General features: G+C 67.5%; 16 protein-coding genes. 10 read left to right on the top strand and 6 right to left on the bottom strand.

Annotation, left to right across the window (positions count from 1 at the left end; genetic code table 11):
* The first annotated feature begins 11 nt into the window (after positions 1-11).
* From panD to QC765_RS10110, 6 genes are all read left to right on the top strand, one after another.
* Positions 12-449 carry an aspartate 1-decarboxylase gene (panD, locus tag QC765_RS10135; protein WP_278314318.1) on the top strand — a complete coding sequence of 146 codons (438 nt, stop codon included), beginning with the start codon at positions 12-14 and terminating at the stop codon, positions 447-449.
* Between the two features lie 2 nt (positions 450-451).
* Positions 452-1,306: a type III pantothenate kinase gene (locus QC765_RS10130; RefSeq protein WP_278314317.1), complete on the top strand. Its 855-nt coding sequence runs from the start codon at positions 452-454 to the stop codon at positions 1,304-1,306.
* A gap of 186 nt (positions 1,307-1,492) precedes the next feature.
* Positions 1,493-2,332: a rhodanese-like domain-containing protein gene (locus tag QC765_RS10125; protein WP_278314316.1), complete on the top strand. Its 840-nt coding sequence runs from the start codon at positions 1,493-1,495 to the stop codon at positions 2,330-2,332.
* A gap of 91 nt (positions 2,333-2,423) precedes the next feature.
* Positions 2,424-3,962: a lysine--tRNA ligase gene (gene lysS / locus QC765_RS10120; protein WP_278314458.1), complete on the top strand. Its 1,539-nt coding sequence runs from the start codon at positions 2,424-2,426 to the stop codon at positions 3,960-3,962.
* A gap of 110 nt (positions 3,963-4,072) precedes the next feature.
* Positions 4,073-4,420, top strand: a complete 348-nt coding sequence (locus QC765_RS10115; protein WP_278314315.1) for a histone-like nucleoid-structuring protein Lsr2 — start codon at positions 4,073-4,075, stop codon at positions 4,418-4,420.
* Between the two features lie 467 nt (positions 4,421-4,887).
* A complete protein-coding gene (locus QC765_RS10110; protein ID WP_278314314.1) occupies positions 4,888-7,437 on the top strand; it encodes an ATP-dependent Clp protease ATP-binding subunit in 2,550 nt (849 codons plus the stop codon).
* An 84-nt stretch (positions 7,438-7,521) separates the two neighbouring features.
* Here the strand turns inward: QC765_RS10110 and QC765_RS10105 are convergent, their stop codons facing one another.
* Complete coding sequence (locus QC765_RS10105; protein WP_278314313.1) at positions 7,522-8,469, bottom strand: DUF5995 family protein; 948 nt, start codon at positions 8,467-8,469, stop codon at positions 7,522-7,524.
* 110 nt (positions 8,470-8,579) lie between these two features.
* Between QC765_RS10105 and QC765_RS10100 the strand changes: the two genes are divergently transcribed.
* Entirely contained in the window at positions 8,580-9,017 is a 438-nt protein-coding gene (locus tag QC765_RS10100; protein WP_278314312.1) for an OsmC family peroxiredoxin, read from the top strand.
* Between the two features lie 163 nt (positions 9,018-9,180).
* Here the strand turns inward: QC765_RS10100 and QC765_RS10095 are convergent, their stop codons facing one another.
* Entirely contained in the window at positions 9,181-9,501 is a 321-nt protein-coding gene (locus QC765_RS10095) for an antibiotic biosynthesis monooxygenase family protein (RefSeq protein ID WP_278314311.1), read from the bottom strand.
* Positions 9,502-9,533: 32 nt separating this feature from the next.
* On the opposite strand from QC765_RS10095, the gene QC765_RS10090 reads away from it, so the two are divergent.
* Complete coding sequence (locus QC765_RS10090; RefSeq protein WP_278314310.1) at positions 9,534-10,319, top strand: alpha/beta fold hydrolase; 786 nt, start codon at positions 9,534-9,536, stop codon at positions 10,317-10,319.
* 213 nt (positions 10,320-10,532) lie between these two features.
* Here the strand turns inward: QC765_RS10090 and QC765_RS10085 are convergent, their stop codons facing one another.
* The gene (locus QC765_RS10085; RefSeq protein ID WP_278314309.1) at positions 10,533-11,432 is read right to left on the bottom strand and encodes an HhH-GPD family protein; all 900 of its coding nucleotides are present in this window, start codon (positions 11,430-11,432) and stop codon (positions 10,533-10,535) included.
* 124 nt (positions 11,433-11,556) lie between these two features.
* Here QC765_RS10085 and QC765_RS10080 point away from each other — a divergent pair, with 124 nt between their 5' ends.
* Entirely contained in the window at positions 11,557-12,201 is a 645-nt protein-coding gene (locus QC765_RS10080; RefSeq protein ID WP_278314308.1) for a carbonic anhydrase, read from the top strand.
* 105 nt (positions 12,202-12,306) lie between these two features.
* Positions 12,307-13,134 (top strand): hypothetical protein, encoded by an 828-nt coding sequence (locus QC765_RS10075; RefSeq protein ID WP_278314307.1) that lies wholly within the window; start codon positions 12,307-12,309, stop codon positions 13,132-13,134.
* Here QC765_RS10075 and disA read toward each other — a convergent pair.
* From disA to QC765_RS10060, 3 genes are all read right to left on the bottom strand, one after another.
* Positions 13,131-14,210, bottom strand: coding sequence for a DNA integrity scanning diadenylate cyclase DisA (gene disA / locus QC765_RS10070; protein ID WP_278314306.1), 1,080 nt, complete (start codon positions 14,208-14,210; stop codon positions 13,131-13,133). The genes QC765_RS10075 and disA overlap by 4 nt on opposite strands.
* A gap of 105 nt (positions 14,211-14,315) precedes the next feature.
* Complete coding sequence (radA, locus tag QC765_RS10065) at positions 14,316-15,713, bottom strand: DNA repair protein RadA (RefSeq protein WP_278314305.1); 1,398 nt, start codon at positions 15,711-15,713, stop codon at positions 14,316-14,318.
* 166 nt (positions 15,714-15,879) lie between these two features.
* Complete coding sequence (locus QC765_RS10060) at positions 15,880-16,500, bottom strand: copper chaperone PCu(A)C domain-containing protein (protein WP_278314304.1); 621 nt, start codon at positions 16,498-16,500, stop codon at positions 15,880-15,882.
* Positions 16,501-16,823: the final 323 nt, after the last annotated feature.

The raw sequence follows: 16,823 nt of genomic DNA, 5'->3' as shown, positions 1-16,823 counted from the left end.
AGAACCCCGTCATGTTCCGCACCATGCTGAAATCCAAGATCCATCGAGCGACCGTCACCCAGGCCGACCTGCACTACGTAGGTTCGGTCACCGTTGACGCCGACCTGCTCGACGCCGCCGACCTCATCGAGGGCGAGAAGGTGACCATTGTCGACATCAACAACGGCGCCCGCCTCGAGACGTATGTGATCTCGGGCGAGCGCGGGTCCGGCGTGATCGGTATCAACGGGGCGGCAGCGCACCTCGTCCATCCCGGTGACCTGGTCATCCTCATTTCCTATGGAGTCATGGAGGATGCCGAGGCGCGGGCCTACGAGCCGCGCATCGTGTTCGTCGACGAGGCCAACGCGCAGATCGAGCTGGGCGTGGACCCCGCCCACGCTCCCGAGGGCTCCGGGCTCAAGTCGCCCCGCTCGCCCGCGCAGCCCGCCGCGCCGAACGCTGCCTGACCATGCTGCTCGCCGTAGATGTCGGGAACACCAATATCGTTCTCGGCCTTTTCGAGGGCGCTGGCGAGGAATCGCGCCTCGTCGCTGATTGGCGCGTGCGCACAGACCCGCGGACCACTGCCGATGAGCTCGCTCTCATGGTGCGTGGCCTGCTCGGGCCTCTCGCAGCGAGCGTCACCGGGGTCTCGGGGCTCTCCACGGTCCCGTCGCTGCTGCGCCAGCTGCGCGTCATGCTCGAACGATACTGGCCGAACGTGCCCCACGTGCTCGTGGAGCCCGGCGTGAAGACCGGCGTGCCGCTGCTCGTCGACAATCCCAAGGAAGTGGGCGCTGATCGGGTGGTCAACGCGCTCGCCGCCTACCATGCCTGCCGCAGCGCGTGCATCGTCGTCGATTTCGGCACCTCCACCAGCGTGGATGTCGTCTCGGCCAGCGGGGAGCTCCTTGGTGGCGCGATAGCCCCAGGAATCGAGATCTCGGTGGATGCGCTCGCCAGCCAGGCCGCGGCGCTGCGCAAGGTCGAGATGGTGCGGCCACGGTCGGTCATCGGCAAGAACACCGTCGAGTGCTTGCAGGCCGGGGTCGTTTTCGGGTTCGCTGGCCAGGTGGATGGCCTGGTGCGGCGCGTGCAGCGCGAAGCGCGCCTGCAGGACGCGACCGTGATCGCGACGGGCGGCCTCGCCACCCTGGTGCTCGACGAGTGCGAGACGGTGCTGCGCCACGAGCCCGAACTGACATTGACGGGCCTGCGCCTGGTGTTCGAGCGCCACCTAGCGGCCCAGCGACGGCCACATCGCCCCGCGGTGGCCCACAACCCGCGCGCATCCGCGGTGCATGCCCAGCGTGCCGCGCGCTGAGCAACCTGTGATCCATGCCCTTATCGGCTACCGATCCTGCTGTGCCTGTGCAACACTGATAGGCATGTGGATCTCCAAGCATGTGGCGTGCCGTTCCTGGCGCGTCGATGCCTGCTGTCCGCAGAACTGTCGCGCCCTCTGAGACCGCCGCACTGTTCTGCCGACATTCCCCTGGAGATTTCCCCCATGATCGCCACCGCTACATCCCTTCCTGCTGCCGCAGCGGCGCCCGCGCGCGTGCCCTCCGCGCCGGTCCTGCTCGCCACTGCCGATGAGCACGCCGCGCGGGTGCTCGATGGCACCGCCCAGTTCCTTGCGCACGAGGTCGTGCCAGGCCGCCAGCGCTGGCTGCTGCACCGCGATGACCATATCGAGGTGTGGCTCGTGGAGCAGGAGCCCACTACCCGATGGCACCGGCCGACCGGGCTGGGTGCCGCAGCGATCACGGTCCTCACCGGCGAGCTCGATATCGAGCGCTGGAACGGGGAGGGGCGGATCACGCGCCGGGCTGGCAGTGGCGAGCAAGCATCATTCGCGAGCGGCACGATGCGGGGCACTCGGCCCGTGGCCGGTGGCCCCGCCGTCGCGGTGCATGCCGTGGCGCGGCACCGGGCCCCGCTCGACGATCTCGCAGCCACCGCCCTCTTCCCCAGCGACTTGCCGACCGCGGTCGCGCGGGGAGCGCGCGTCATTGATATCCGCACGCAGCAGGAGCGCATCGCGCAGGGCCCGTTGCTCGGGGCGATCGCGATCGACCCGGACAAGGTGGCCCATCGCGTTGATCCCCGCAGCGCTGTGCGGTTCCGCGAGGCTACGAGCACCGACATCGAATGGATCATCGCCAGCGCGGACGGGATGGCCGCGCAGCCCATCGTTTCCGAGCTCCGGCGCCGTGGCATCACGCGTGCCCGCGTGCTCGTCGATGGCTTTGCCGGCCTTGCGGAGGAAGGCCCGGTGGAGCCGCTGCGCGCGATCCTCGGCGGTGTCGGGCATCATCGTGATGCTGCGGTGATGGCCGCGCACTGATCCGCGATGCGGGACGTTGGGCACTGAGCCACTATTCTGGTCTGTCGTGAGTGCTGCCCGAGATTCCGACAACCAGGCGACGGTGAGTCCAGTGTCCGATCCTTCCCAGTCCACGACGAGCGCAGCGGCGAGCGCGGCGAGCGACGAGTTCGAGCAGCTCCGCATTCGGCGCGAGAAGCGCGACCGGCTCATCGAGTCCGGAGGCGAGGCCTATCCGGTCTCGGTGGAGCGCACGCATTCCCTGCGAGAGGTCCGCGAGAAGCACGGCGACATCGCGGCGGGCGAGTCCACGGGCGAGCACGTGAGCGTCGTGGGCCGGGTGATGTTCATCCGCAACACCGGCAAGCTGTGCTTCGGGGTCCTGCAGGAAGGGGATGGCACCCAGCTGCAGGCGATGCTCAGCCTCGCCGAGATCGGTGCGGACGCGCTGGGCCAGTGGAAGTCGGATGTGGATCTCGGCGATATCGTCCAGGTCACTGGCGAGGTCATCAGTTCCCGCCGCGGCGAGCTGAGCGTGATGGCCAGCGGGTGGCAGATGGCATCAAAGGCATTGCGCCCGTTGCCAGTGACATTCAAGGAACTGAACGAGGAATCACGAATCCGGCAGCGCTACGTGGACCTGATCGTGCGCCCGGAAGCGCGGGACATGGCGCGCAAGCGGATGGCCGTGGTGCGCGAGCTGCGCAACGCGCTCGAGCGCCGGGGTTTCCTTGAGGTAGAGACACCGATGTTGCAGACATTGCATGGCGGTGCCGCGGCACGCCCATTTGTTACGCATTCGAACGCGCTCGACATGGACTTGTACCTCCGGATCGCTCCCGAGCTGTTTCTGAAGCGCTGCGTGGTTGGCGGTATCGACAGGGTTTTCGAGATCAACAGGAACTTCCGCAACGAAGGAGCGGACTCGTCGCATTCGCCCGAGTTCGCGATGCTCGAGACGTATGAGGCATACGGAACCTACGATGATTCGGCGCGGATGATACGTGAAGTCATCCAGGAAGTCGCGGACGCTGCATTTGGTACGCGTCAGATCATCCTTGCCGATGGGTCGGTCTATGATATCGACGGCGAGTGGACAGTGATGGAAATGTATCCTTCGCTATCCGAAATCCTTGGCGAGGACGTGACGCCAGACACCACGGTGGAGGACTTGCTTGCCATCGCGCAGCGCGTCGGCTTCGAGGTCCCGGAGGGCAAGGGATATGGCCACGGCAAGCTAGTGGAGGAATTGTGGGAGCACCTTATCGGTGATCATCTCCATGCTCCGACGTTCGTGCGCGACTTCCCGGTCGAGACCTCCCCGTTGACGCGCCAGCACCGGACCAAGCCAGGGGTTACCGAGAAGTGGGATCTCTACGTGCGGGGATTCGAGCTTGCCACTGGCTACTCGGAGCTCGTCGACCCGGTCATCCAGCGCGAGCGATTCGTTGACCAGGCACGCCTTGCTGCTGCTGGTGACGACGAGGCCATGGTTCTCGATGAGGATTTCCTTGCCGCGATGGAGCATGGCATGCCACCAACGACGGGCACTGGCATGGGAATCGACCGCTTGCTTATGGCGCTCACTGGGCTGGGAATCCGTGAAACCATCTTGTTCCCGATTGTGCGTCCGCTTGGAAAAAGCAGCTAATTAGTTCTATCATCGGCGGTGGGCATGCTTATTGTTTTGCTCAGGGTCCCCGGGCATCATGGTTCGCGGGGCATGGAGCGTGCAACTGATGATGAGAGAGGCAAATAGCAATGGCGCAGAAAGTAACCGTCACCCTGATCGACGATCTCGATCAGGAAGCACCGGCCGACGAGACTGTTGAGTTCGGGCTCGATGGCGTGACCTACGAGATCGACCTCTCGTCGGATAACGCCGTGAAACTGCGCGAGCAGATGGAAAAGTGGGTTGCGCATTCCCGCCGTGTCGCGGGCCGGAAGACCCGCCGTGCTGCAGGTGGTGGAACAGCGAAGGGCCGCGCCTCGCTGGACCGCGAGCAGAGCGCCGTGATCCGCGAATGGGCGAGGAAGAACGGGTACAAGGTCTCCGCCCGCGGTCGTATTTCCGCGGAAGTGACAGAGGCATACAACAAGGCCAACTGAGGGGTGGTGGGCCGAGCCCACGATTCCCGGTGATAATTCTTGACCTCGGCGCGAGCCACTGCGGTGATCCGCAGTGGCTCGCGCCGCCTTGTAGCGCGGCGCGGCCTCCCGCCAGCGCGGCCTCCCCTCAGCGCGGTATTGCACCGGCGCGCACGTGTTCTCTGTAGGCGTAGCGGCGCGGGAAACGATCTGGGTCGCCGAGGCGTTGTTCTGGTACGTATGGTGGAAAGACCTAGGTCGAGACGTCATACCGGGGATCTGGCCAGCATGGCCGGGCCCACGGTCGAGCGCCACGCTGGTGGTGCCGGCCGACAAGGATAAGCATGGTGCGACGTCGCGGTTCGCTCTCAGCAACTAGAGTGGTGATGCGCGGCAAGGACCGGAATGCCGGGATCAGCGACGGCATGCGGAGGCGCTCGCCATCGCGCGCCAGCGTCCGGGCCTAACGAGGAGTGTGAGGGAGAGCGATGTTCGAGAGGTTCACCGATCGCGCACGGCGCGTTGTCGTTCTGGCACAGGAAGAAGCCAGGATGCTCAACCACAACTACATTGGCACCGAGCACATCCTGCTCGGCCTCATCCACGAGGGCGAGGGAGTCGCTGCCAAGTCCCTGGAATCGCTCGGTATCTCGCTCGAGGCCGTGCGCAACCAGGTCGAGGAGATCATCGGCCAGGGCCAGCAGGCCCCCTCCGGCCACATCCCATTCACGCCCCGCGCGAAGAAGGTGCTCGAGCTCAGCCTCCGCGAGGCGCTGCAGCTTGGCCACAACTACATTGGCACCGAGCACATCCTGCTTGGGCTGATCCGCGAGGGCGAAGGGGTCGCCGCGCAGGTGCTCGTCAAGCTAGGCGCTGACCTCAACCGGGTCCGCCAGCAGGTCATCCAGTTGCTCTCGGGCTACCAGGGGAAGGAGCCGGCGGAAGCTGGCGTGGGCCGAGGAGAGGCTGGGACCCCCTCGACCTCGCTGGTCCTCGATCAGTTTGGCCGCAACCTCACGCAGGCCGCGATGGAGGGCAAGCTCGACCCCGTGATCGGTCGCCAGAAGGAGATCGAGCGGGTCATGCAGGTGCTCTCCCGCCGCACCAAGAACAACCCGGTACTCATCGGCGAGCCCGGCGTGGGCAAGACCGCCGTCGTCGAGGGCCTCGCCCAGTCCATCGTCAATGGCGAGGTGCCCGAGACTCTCAAGGACAAGCAGCTCTACACGCTTGACCTCGGCTCCCTGGTCGCGGGCAGCCGCTACCGCGGTGACTTCGAGGAGCGCCTGAAGAAGGTGCTCAAGGAGATCAACACTCGCGGTGACATCATCCTGTTCATCGACGAGCTGCATACCCTCGTGGGTGCCGGCGCGGCCGAGGGCGCTATCGACGCTGCCTCGATCCTCAAGCCCAAGCTGGCGCGCGGCGAGCTGCAGACCATCGGCGCCACCACGCTCGACGAGTATCGCAAGTACATCGAGAAGGATGCCGCGCTCGAGCGTCGCTTCCAGCCCGTGCAGGTCGGCGAGCCGTCGGTGGAGCACACCATCGAGATCCTCAAGGGCCTGCGCGATCGCTACGAGGCCCACCACCGGGTCTCGATCTCCGACAGCGCCCTCGTCGCTGCAGCGACCCTCGCGGATCGCTACATCAACGATCGGTTCCTGCCCGACAAGGCCATCGACCTGATCGATGAGGCCGGTGCCCGGATGCGCATCCGCCGCATGACCGCGCCACCAGACCTGCGCGAGTTCGACGAGCGCATCGCCGATGCGCGGCGCGAGAAGGAATCCGCCATCGACGCGCAGGACTTCGAGAAGGCCGCGAGCCTGCGCGACAAGGAGAAGCAGCTCGTCGCGCAGCGCGCCGAGCGCGAGAAGCAGTGGCGCTCCGGCGACCTCGATGTGGTCGCTACCGTCGACGAGGAGCAGATCGCGGAAGTGCTGTCCAATTGGACCGGCATCCCCGTCTTCAAGCTCACCGAGGAGGAGACGTCCCGGCTGCTGCGCATGGAGGACGAGCTGCACAAGCGCATTATCGGCCAGGAGGATGCTGTCAATGCGGTCTCCAAGGCGATCCGTCGCACCCGTGCAGGCCTGAAGGACCCACGTCGCCCCTCGGGCTCGTTCATCTTCGCCGGGCCCTCCGGCGTCGGCAAGACCGAGCTGTCCAAGGCGCTCGCCAACTTCCTGTTCGGTGACGATGACGCCCTCATCCAGATCGACATGGGCGAGTTCCATGACCGCTTCACTGCCTCGCGGCTCTTCGGTGCCCCTCCCGGCTACGTTGGCTACGAGGAAGGCGGCCAGCTCACCGAGAAGGTGCGGCGCAAGCCGTTCAGCGTGGTCCTGTTCGACGAGATCGAGAAGGCCCACCAGGAGATCTACAACACCCTCCTGCAGGTCCTCGAGGACGGTCGCCTGACCGACGGCCAGGGCCGCACGGTCGACTTCAAGAACACCGTGCTGATCTTCACCTCCAACCTCGGCACCGCTGACATCTCCAAGGCCGTCGGCCTGGGCTTCACAGCGGGCTCGGGCGAAGCGTCCAACTACGAGCGGATGAAGCTCAAGGTCAACGACGAGCTCAAGAAGCACTTCCGGCCGGAGTTCCTCAACCGCATCGACGACGTGATCGTGTTCCACCAGCTCACGCAGGACCAGATCATCATGATGGTGGACCTGATGACCAACCGCGTGGCCACCCAGCTCCGGCACAAGGGCATGGCCATCGAGATGAGCGACCAGGCCAAGGCCCTGCTCGCCAAGCGCGGGTTCGATCCCGTGCTCGGCGCGCGGCCGCTGCGCCGCACCATCCAGCGCGAGATCGAGGACCAGCTCTCCGAGAAGATCCTGTTCGGAGAGATCGAGTCCGGCCAGACGATCGTGGTGGACGTCGACGGCTGGGACGGCAAGGGAATCGGCGAGAACGCCACCTTCACCTTCACCGGCAAGCAGACCGTCACCGCGGAGGACAGCGAGGAACCCGCTGAGGCTCTTGCCGCCACCGGCGAGAACTCCAGCGAAGACTCCGAGTAGCAAGAACGAACAGGGGCGGGGCACCGGAAGGTGCCCCGCCCCTGGCGTTCGGACCGGACTAGCCGGCTGCCCATTGGTGGGCGCCTACAGCCCTCCAGCCAGGCGCAGCCCAGCCAGCACATCGTCGGCCATTGACCACAGGCCCGCGATTCGCCGTTCCGCATCCCCAGCCAGCATGGGCTCCTGCAGCGCGAGGCCGTGCGCCAGGGTCAGCGAGTTGTATCCCACGTCGGCGAACCTCAACAGCGCCGTCGTGCCCACGCCCTCGCCCACGAGCGAATCGAGCGCCGGGCCCACCACATAGCCGCGCCACAACGGGCCCAGATCGGCCCCGTACGCAGCACGCGTGCGATCAATGATCAAGTCGCCCCGCAGCGCGATCGCATCAACGATGCGGAAGAAGTCCGGCACATGCGCATCCCGGGTCCCGGCCGCCGAGACCGCCCGCGCGAGATCCACCGTCAAGTGCGCGTTGTAGCCAGCCATCGCAGCCTGCGCGGGGGAGGCGGAGCAATCCTCCGCGAGATCGAAGAACCGCTCCCACTGCGGCTCCAGCACGCCGCCGGTCAGTCGTGCGTGAAGATTAGCGAGATACCGCTCGAGCAGATCCAGGCTCAGCTCGTTCGCCCATTGCGGATCGACGAACTGCTCCCTGTCGCGCTGCATCGGCAGCACCGCGTGCTGCTCGACCGCGTCGAGGCCCACCGAGAACAGCCCCCGGCGGTCGCCCTGTGACTCGAGCAGGGCAGTAACGCGCGAATGCCGTGCCGCCGCGTCCTCCAGCCGCTCCAGGGTGGTGCTGCCCGTGATGCGCGCCGGATCGGACAGCTCCGCGAGGCGCGCATCATCCGCATGCGAGGCGCATGGCCCAGATGGCGCGCCTGGGGATGACGTGCCTGCCGATGAACCCGGCAGCGCGCCGGCGGCAGGAAAGCCCGCCAGCGCAGGGGAATCCGCCAGCGCAGGGCCAGCGCCCGCGATGAGGGAGCCAGCGAGGGCGAGGGCAGCAAGCGAGCGGGGCACACGATTCACGCCACGAAGTCTAGAAGAAAGCCCCGGAAATACTTGCAGCCTGGGCACATTGGGGAAGACTGGGTACGGGCCCGGAAAGATGGGGCCAATCATCAACGGAAAGGACCACAATGCCAACACGTTCGGCACGCACCGCTTGGAACGGCACCCTCCAGGAGGGCGGCGGCACCGTGGAACTCACCAGCTCGGGCATCGGCCGGTTCGACGTCTCGTTTCCCAAGAGGACGGCGGACGAGGCCGATGGGACCACTAGCCCGGAGGAGCTGATCGCGGCAGCGCACTCATCCTGCTACTCGATGGCACTGTCGGGGCAGATCGCCCAGGCCGGGGGAAACCCCCAGAACCTCGAGGTGCGCGCCGATGTCACGGTCGCCCCCGATGGCGACGGTGGACTCCGCATCACCACGAGCAAGCTCACCGTCCGCGGCGAGGTCGAGGGCATTGACGCGGCAGCGTTCCAGGAAGCCGCCAACGCGGCCAAGGAAGGCTGCCCCGTGAGCAAGGCCCTCGCCGGTGTCGAGATCAGCCTCGAGGCTTCGCTGCTCTGAGGCACCTGTCGCCTCCGCGGCGAGCCGTGGTCGCGACAAGCCGTGAGGAACCATAGCCGCAAACGCGATAGATGCCGCCGGGAACCCAGGACGGCATCTATCGCGTTTGACGGTCTTTCGTGCTTTTGCCTAGTTCGCGGAGGCGTCGAGCGACGGCCTGCGGCTAGCCCGCGGCACCCTTCGGGGTCACATCAAGGACAACCTCGAACTCGAGCAGCGATGCCCCCGACGCCACGGGCCGCTTGCCCTCCCCGCCAGCGTGCGCGGCACGGGCAGGCCCCGAGGCCCAGGCGTCGAAAGCCTCGTCCGACTCCCACTGGGTGACCACGAAGTAGCGCGATTCGCCCTTCACCGGCCGAAGCAGCTGGAACCCCAGGAACCCGGGCGAGTCCTCCACGGTCCCCGCGCGCGCGGCGAAGCGCTTCTCGAGCTCGGCTCCAGCACCCTCGGGCACATCGATGGCATTGATCTTCACTACAGGCATGCCGTGATCGTACTCGCGTAGAGTCACTCCGCGTGTTGGTCGATCACGGTGGCGACGGTGGCCCGATCCTCCTCCTGCATGGGCTGATGGGACGAGGCCGTACCTGGCAGCCATGCGTGCCCTGGCTGCGCCGCTACGGCCGGGTGCACACCTACGACGCCCCGCACCACCGTGGCATCAGCGGCGCGGGGAGCGAAGATGGCGCCGGCATTGTCACGGAGGCCTTCGTCGAGGACATCGCCGCCATCCTGGCGGGCTGGGAAGAACCGGCCATCCTCATCGGTCATTCCATGGGCGGGCTCCACGCCTGGTGCACCGCTGCCGCCCATCCCGATGCCGTCCGAGCCATCGTGGTCGAGGACATGTGCCCGGACTACCGGGGCCGCACCACCCAGCCGTGGGACGCCTGGTTCGCATCCTGGCCGGCCGAGTTCACCGACGAGAACGAGGTGCTCGACATGTTCGGACCAGTGGCGGGCCGCTACTTCCTCGACTCGTTCGACCGGACGGCCACGGGCTGGCGCCTGCACGGCCGCATCGATACGTGGCGCGCCATAGCCGGCCACTGGGGCACCCGTGACTACTGGCAGCAGTGGCGGGGCGTTCGCTGCCCGGCTCTGCTGCTCGAGGGGGAGCACACCCTCACCATCCCGGGGCAGATGAACGAGATGGCGGGCGTCCCTCGTGCGGCATGGACGGACTACCAGAAGGTCCCTGGCACCGCGCATCTCATCCACGACGAGGCACCGGAGGAGTATCGCGGCGCGGTGGAGGCCTTTCTCGCGGCGATTCCCGCGCGGGGCCGCGGGGCGCCCTAGCTCGGCCGCGAGCGTCCTAATCCAGCCGCGGGGCGTCCTAGCTCAGCCGCGAGGCGTCCTAGCTCGGCCGCGAGCAAACGCGATAGAAGCCGCGAAAATCCCACCGCGCGATCTATCGCGATTGACAGTATCCCGTGCTTTTGGCTGCCATGCCAGCTCGGCCATGCCATGCCAGCGCGGCCATGCCATGCCAGCGCACGGCCGCCGCCCGGCCTAGTCCGCGCCACCCTCGCCGGCCAGGGCGAACCGGCCGTCGCTGGTTTGCTCCACGAGCCCGTCGGACAGCAACGAGCCAAGCGCGCGGTCTCGCTGGACCCCGTCGAGCAGCCATGCGCTGTCGATCCTGGACCGCTCGACCGGCCCTGTCTCGCCCCGCAGCACATCAAGGATGCGGCCGCGCACCTGCCTGTCCGTGCCTGCATAGCCCTGGCTGCGCCGCTTCGGCCCGGTCGCGGCGGGCCGGCCAGCTTCCACCCAGGCGCAGCGGGGGAGCGGGCAGCGCGAGCATTCCGGGCTTCGTGCTGTGCAGATCACCGCCCCGAGCTCCATCAGGGCGGCCGCGAACACCGCGCCATCGCGGCTCGGGGTGATCGCCGCGGCCTCGCGCAGGTCGCGGGTCGCTGACGGGTTCCCTGGCTCGGCGTCCCCCCGCACGGCGCGGGCGATCACGCGCCGCACGTTGGTATCCACGACCGGCACGGATTGCCCGTAGGCGAAGCAGGCGATCGCGCGGGCGGTGTAGGTGCCGATGCCAGGAAGCGCGAGCAACTGCTCGATATCGTCGGGGACCACGTCGCCGTGGTCCCGGGCGAGGATGCCAGCGCACTCGTGCAGGCGCAGCGCGCGGCGGGGGTAGCCGAGCTTGCCCCAGGCGCGCACGATCTCGGCAGGGGATTCCGCGGCAAGATCGGAGGGTCGCGGCCAGCGGCGTACCCAGTCGTGCCAGATCGGCTCGACCCGGGCCACGGGCGTTTGCTGCAGCATGATCTCGCTGATGAGGATGTGCCAGGCCGAGACTCCGGGGCGGCGCCACGGCAGGTCGCGGGCCTCGTCGCGGAACCATGTTACGAGTTCCTCAGCGCCGCGCCACTGCTCGGTCCCGCTCGATTTCACCAACACTTCACACCCTCACAGAAGCGGACATCGTCGCATTTCAATCGCTATTTCCTAGGCTGTCCGGGACGCTGTTCCCGGTATGGCGCGCCAAGCCGGGCGGGAAACAGTGCAGAATGGACCCATGCCATCCTCCAATCCGATTTCCGCCTGGAAGTCCCTCAAGGAGGGGAACCAGCGCTTCGTCAGCGGGTCGCCCCTGCACCCCAGCCAGGGTATCGATGATCGTGCCAAGCTTGTAGCGGCGCAGCACCCCACCGCGGTCCTGTTCGGCTGCTCGGACTCCCGCGTGGCCGCCGAGATCATCTTTGACCAGGGGCTCGGCCAGATGTTCGTCGTGCGCACCGCTGGCCATGTGATGGACTCCGCGGTGCTGGGATCCATCGAGTACGGCGTCGGCGTCCTCAATGTTCCCCTCGTCGTGGTGCTCGGCCACGATAGCTGCGGAGCCGTCGCGGCCGCGGTCAATGCCCTCGAGGGCGGGGACGTGCCCGCGGGGTTCGTGCGCGATGTGGTCGAGCGTGTCACGCCTTCGCTGCTGCGTGCCAAGCAGCGTGGGCTGAGCGCGATCGATGAGTTCGAGGCGCAGCATGTGCAGGAGACATCGACGCTGCTGCTCGCGCGATCACGCGTGGTCGCCGAGGCGGTCGATGCTGGCCGGTGCGCGATCGTCGGAGTGACATACAAGCTCGCGGAGGGCGAGGCCCGGCTGCGCAGCGTGATCGGCGATGTCGGCGATCGGGACATCGACGACATGTCGGATCGCTAGCGGCCTGCTGGGGCTTCGGGGGCGAGGGTCCTGGGGCGAAACTCACAGCCGACACGCCCGCCGTGATCAGGCTGCCGGGTAACGATCGGGAATACCGTAAGTCCCGTGCACGACCCTCGCTATCCCTCCCCGCGCCGTCCGCGCCGGCTCCCGCACCCGCCCGAGGTGTATCGTCGGCGCCGCATCGTGGCCGCCGCCGTCGTGCTACTCCTCGTCCTGGCCTTGATCGTGGGGATCATCGTCGGGGTCGTCGCGCTGTTCCGGGGCGGTGACGAGCAGCCCCCCTCTGCTGCCGCTAGCAGCAGCGCATCCGAGCAGGACGGCGCGAGCGAGCAGGCGGGGGAGCAGGACGATGCTCCGGGCGGCGAGCAGCAGGGTGCCGAGGAAGTCGTCGAGGAGGCTCCTGCGGACGATTCCGAGCCAGGCTCCGAGGACCTCGAGGACCTCGATGAGGAGCCGAAGGTCGCGGAGGGGCCCTGCAAGGACGAGTCGATCAGTTTGCGCGCGACGATCGATCGCGCCGAGTACCTGGTGGGCGACCAGCCCCGGTTTGGCATCGTTGTCACCAATATCGGTGATACGACCTGCGCGCGCGATCTCGGTCCCGCCGTGCAGCAAGTGATGGTCAGGGCGGTCGAGGGCGATCGGCGCACCTGGGTGAACACCGACTGCGCGCCCGGCACGGGGCGGGATGTGTGGACGCTCGCTCCCGCGGACCAGGTCGCGTTCGCGATCACCTGGTCGGGCACGTCCTCCGCACCAGGCTGCTCCGGATCACGGAACCCCGTAGCGCCGGGCGAGTACCGCGTGACCGCGCAGGTGGGCGAGGTGGAGTCCGAGCCGGTTCAGTTCACCGTCATAGACCCATCGGTTCCCGAGCCCGAGCCGGAGGCGGCATTGCCTAGCCCGCCCCCTCCGCCGCCCGCGGGCTAGAAGCGATCCTCGAGAGTGGAACTGGCGAGCCTCGAGAGCTCGTCGGCGATCATCCGGGCACGGTAGGAACTGATCCCCTCGACCGTGTGGAGCTTCTCCGGGCGCGCGGCGAGCAACGCTTGCAGGGAACCGAACGCGTCAACGAGCTGCTCGATCTGGGAGACCGGAACTTTTGGCAGTTGCGCGAGGAAGCGGTAGCCCCGTGGAGAAACCGTCATCTCGTGGGAATCAGCGGGGGTGTCATGCCCGAGCAGGCGGGCGAGCGCACTGAGGTCGAGCAGCATCGCATCGGACAAGCCAGCGAGCTCCGTGGCGACATCGTTGGCGTCGGCAATGGCCGGGGTGCCCTGATGGGGCAGGTAGTCGCGCAATACGACGCGCAGCAGCTGGTCATTGTCGCCAAGCAGCTCGACGAGCTGGAGCGCTACCTGGCGCCCGTCCGTGCCCAGCTCGATGACGGCCCGGTCGATCTCGATGGCGATGCGCCGGACCATCTCGCAGCGCTGGATGACGAGCAGCACATCACGGAGGCTGACGACATCATCGAGCTCTTCCACGGTCAGTGAGCGAGTCGCGGCATCGAGCCGGTTCTTGTAGCGCTCAAGGGTGGCGATGGCCTGGTTCGCGCGCGACAGGATGGTCGCGGAATCCTCGAGCACATGGCGCTGGCCGTGGGTGTAGACGGTCGCGATGCCCATCGAATGGCTCACCGAGATCACGGGATGGCCGGTGTGGTGCGCGGTGCGCTCCGCGGTGCGATGCCGGGTTCCCGTCTCGCTGCTCGTGATCGACGGGTCCGGCACGAGATGCACGTTGGCCCGGACGATTCGCCTGCCATCCGCGGAGAGCACGACAGCCCCATCCATCTTGGCGAGCTCCCGGAGCCTGGTTGGCGCGAACTCCACATCGAGGCTGAACCCGCCATCGCAGATCTGCTCGACGACGTCGTCGAGGCCGAGCACGATGAGCGCGCCGGTACGTCCGCGAAGGATGCGCTCGAGCGCATCCCGCAGCCCCGTTCCCGGCGCGAGCCGGGCGATGGTGGAGAGATCCGGCGAAAGGGCTCGCTGCGCCACGGAACGACTCCCTGCTTGTTCATGAAGACTGCTTGGCCACGATGAAACGTCAATGAAGGCTACTGCAGAACTGGGGGCGTCGCATGGTCGCCCCCGAATAGATCGCTAGTCGCGCGGCAGCAGCGCGAGCGCCTCGGCCATGTCGCGAACACGCAGGGCCCGTACCGATTCGGGCAGCGCCTCGGAATCCGCGGGGACAATGGCACGGGTGAAACCAAGGCGAGCCGCCTCCTGGACCCGTCGGGCCACTCCCGGCACGCGCCGCACCTCGCCCGCGAGCCCGACCTCGCCGATCACCACGGTCTTCTCCGGCAGGGCCCGGTCCCGCGCGCCCGAGGCGACAGCTAGCGCGATGGCGAGGTCCGCGGAGGGCTCGGTTACGCGCATACCGCCAACCGTCGCCGCATACACCTCCGAGCCGGTGAGAGCTACCCCGCAGCGTCGTTCGAGCACCGCGAGGATCATTGCCACCCGCGCCCCATCGAGGCCGCTCACCGCGCGCCTGGGGGACGGAATGCCACTGCCCGCGACCAAGGCTTGCACCTCGCCGAGCAAGGGCCGCTTGCCGTCCATCGCCACAGTGATCGCGGTTCCGGGGACGCTGTGCGCATGATGGTGCAGGAAGAGCCCCGACGGGTCCGAGACCTCGGCGATGCCGCTGTCCTTCATCTCGAAGCACCCCACCTCGTCAGTGGGGCCGAACCGGTTCTTGATGCCGCGGATCATGCGCAGTGTCGAGTTCTTGTCGCCCTCGAAGTGCAGGACCACATCAACGATGTGCTCGAGCGATCGGGGCCCGGCGACCGAGCCATCCTTGGTCACATGGCCGACCAGCAGGACCGCGATGCCTGTTGACTTCGCTAGCGCGGTCAGCGCATTGGTCACCGCCCGCACCTGCGTCACCCCGCCCGTGGTGCCCTCGGAATCCGCAGCCCGCATCGTCTGCACCGAATCGACGATCAGCAGGCTCGGGCCTACTTGCTCGACGTGACCGAGAATGGTCGCGAGCTCCGATTCCGAGGCGATCATGACGCGGTCGTGCAGGGCGCCCATGCGTTCCGCGCGCAGTCGCACCTGTCCCGCGGACTCCTCTCCCGTCACGTAGAGCGCGATATCGTTGTCGGCCCAGCGGCGCACTACTTCGAGAAGCAGCGTGGACTTGCCCACGCCGGGCTCCCCGGCGAGCAGGATCACCGCGCCGGAGACCACGCCGCCGCCGAGGACCCGGTCAAGCTCGCCGATCCCGGTGGAGCGGGTTGCTGCCTGGGTGCCCTCGACCTGGCTCAGGGGCAGCGCGGGGCTAGACGGGAGGAGGCCCCCGGTGGTCGAGGCAACGCGGGATTCGGGCAGGGCCGACCGTTGCAGCGCTGATTTCTGCAGGGTCGAGAGCGCCGGAGCTTCCTCGACGGAGCCCCATGCGCCACATTCGGGGCAGCGTCCTGCCCACTTGTATGTCACGTGCTGGCAGGCGGTGCAGCGGAAGCTCGTTCTGGTTCGGACCACAATGCAGCAGGCTAGTCCATGCCCCTGACACTTCCGGCCCGCGTGTATTCGGCCTGTCATCGCGCGCCGCGAGCAGCGGGTGGTCTGGCAGGGGGCCGACCGTACGAGGCCCGGCCTAGCACCATGGGGTGCTAGGCCGGGACGGTCTCAAGCCGTGCGCGGGGGGTCAGTGACCCAGGGGCTCGGCGGGCACGTAGGTGCGCTGCGAGGCGGCGCCGGCGTCGATCGGAACGTTGACGGTGACGTCACCAGCCTCGGCGAAGGTGAAGGTGAATGGCACGGTCAGGCCGGGGCGCACGTCCGGGCTCAAGTTCGACAGCTCGATCGTCGGACGGTCGGCGTCCTCCTCCTCGAGCTCCTGGGCAGCGACCCCGACCTCGAGGACACCACCGGCAGGGATCTCGAGCTCGGCGTCCTCGGGCAGGGCAACCTGCGCTTCGAAGGATTCGATGCCGAGCAGGGTCTCGTCCTGCGTCGCGCTGGTGTTGACGAGGGTGAACACCAGCGAGGCGGTGTCCGCGGCCTCGAGCGGGTACGCGGTCTCGTCGCCCTCGAAGACGACATGCGCGTTGCGCAGCGCGAGATCCCCGATCTCCACCGCGCTTCCCGTGACCGCTGCGACCTTGGTGCCGGTCTGGGTGAGCTGCCCGGCACCACAGCCGGCCAGGGCGAGCACTGAGCTCGCGCCGAGCGCGAGCGTCATCGCAGCAAGACGATGCGAGCGCGTGCGCGAGCGCGAGGTGAGCACAGTGGTTTGTGCGCGGTGCTGCGCTGTTGACGAAGTCACGGTCGGTCCTCCCGGGCTCTTGGTGATCGTGAAGCAGCGCGAGGCGCACCGTGCGCCGTGCGAACGCTTCCACTATGCAGAGTAGTTGGCCCGGGACCGGTCGTGCGCGGTGGGTGGGGTTTCTGGTCGTTTCGGTCCATGGGCATGGTCCACCCGCTCCCGCCCGCGGTCGGCGCGCGCGGGAGCGGGCCTTGGCGGGCCAATCCTGGCCGGGGTGTTTGCAACTGCAAGCCCCGAAGAACCGCAGGTGAGCGGTGGTGCCTCGGTGTGGACGGCGCTGACCTGCAAGGACGTCATCCATTTAGGGCAGGCTCGTGTTAGCA

The sequence above is a fragment of the Hoyosella levis genome, assembly GCF_026008515.1.
GTDB classification, from domain to species: domain Bacteria; phylum Actinomycetota; class Actinomycetes; order Mycobacteriales; family Mycobacteriaceae; genus Lolliginicoccus; species Lolliginicoccus levis.
Note: the sequence above shows the minus strand (reverse complement) of the source record. Positions and strands in the feature narration are given on the sequence as shown.

Bases quoted from the DNA above. Each gene is read 5' to 3' on its own strand.
- panD (WP_278314318.1), top strand. From the start codon at position 12: ATGTTCCGCACCATGCTGAAATCCAAGATCCATCGAGCGACCGTCACC.
- QC765_RS10130 (WP_278314317.1), top strand. From the start codon at position 452: ATGCTGCTCGCCGTAGATGTCGGGAACACCAATATCGTTCTCGGCCTT.
- QC765_RS10125 (WP_278314316.1), top strand. From the start codon at position 1,493: ATGATCGCCACCGCTACATCCCTTCCTGCTGCCGCAGCGGCGCCCGCG.
- QC765_RS10115 (WP_278314315.1), top strand. From the start codon at position 4,073: ATGGCGCAGAAAGTAACCGTCACCCTGATCGACGATCTCGATCAGGAA.
- QC765_RS10110 (WP_278314314.1), top strand. From the start codon at position 4,888: ATGTTCGAGAGGTTCACCGATCGCGCACGGCGCGTTGTCGTTCTGGCA.
- QC765_RS10100 (WP_278314312.1), top strand. From the start codon at position 8,580: ATGCCAACACGTTCGGCACGCACCGCTTGGAACGGCACCCTCCAGGAG.
- QC765_RS10095 (WP_278314311.1), bottom strand. From the start codon at position 9,501: ATGCCTGTAGTGAAGATCAATGCCATCGATGTGCCCGAGGGTGCTGGA.
- QC765_RS10080 (WP_278314308.1), top strand. From the start codon at position 11,557: ATGCCATCCTCCAATCCGATTTCCGCCTGGAAGTCCCTCAAGGAGGGG.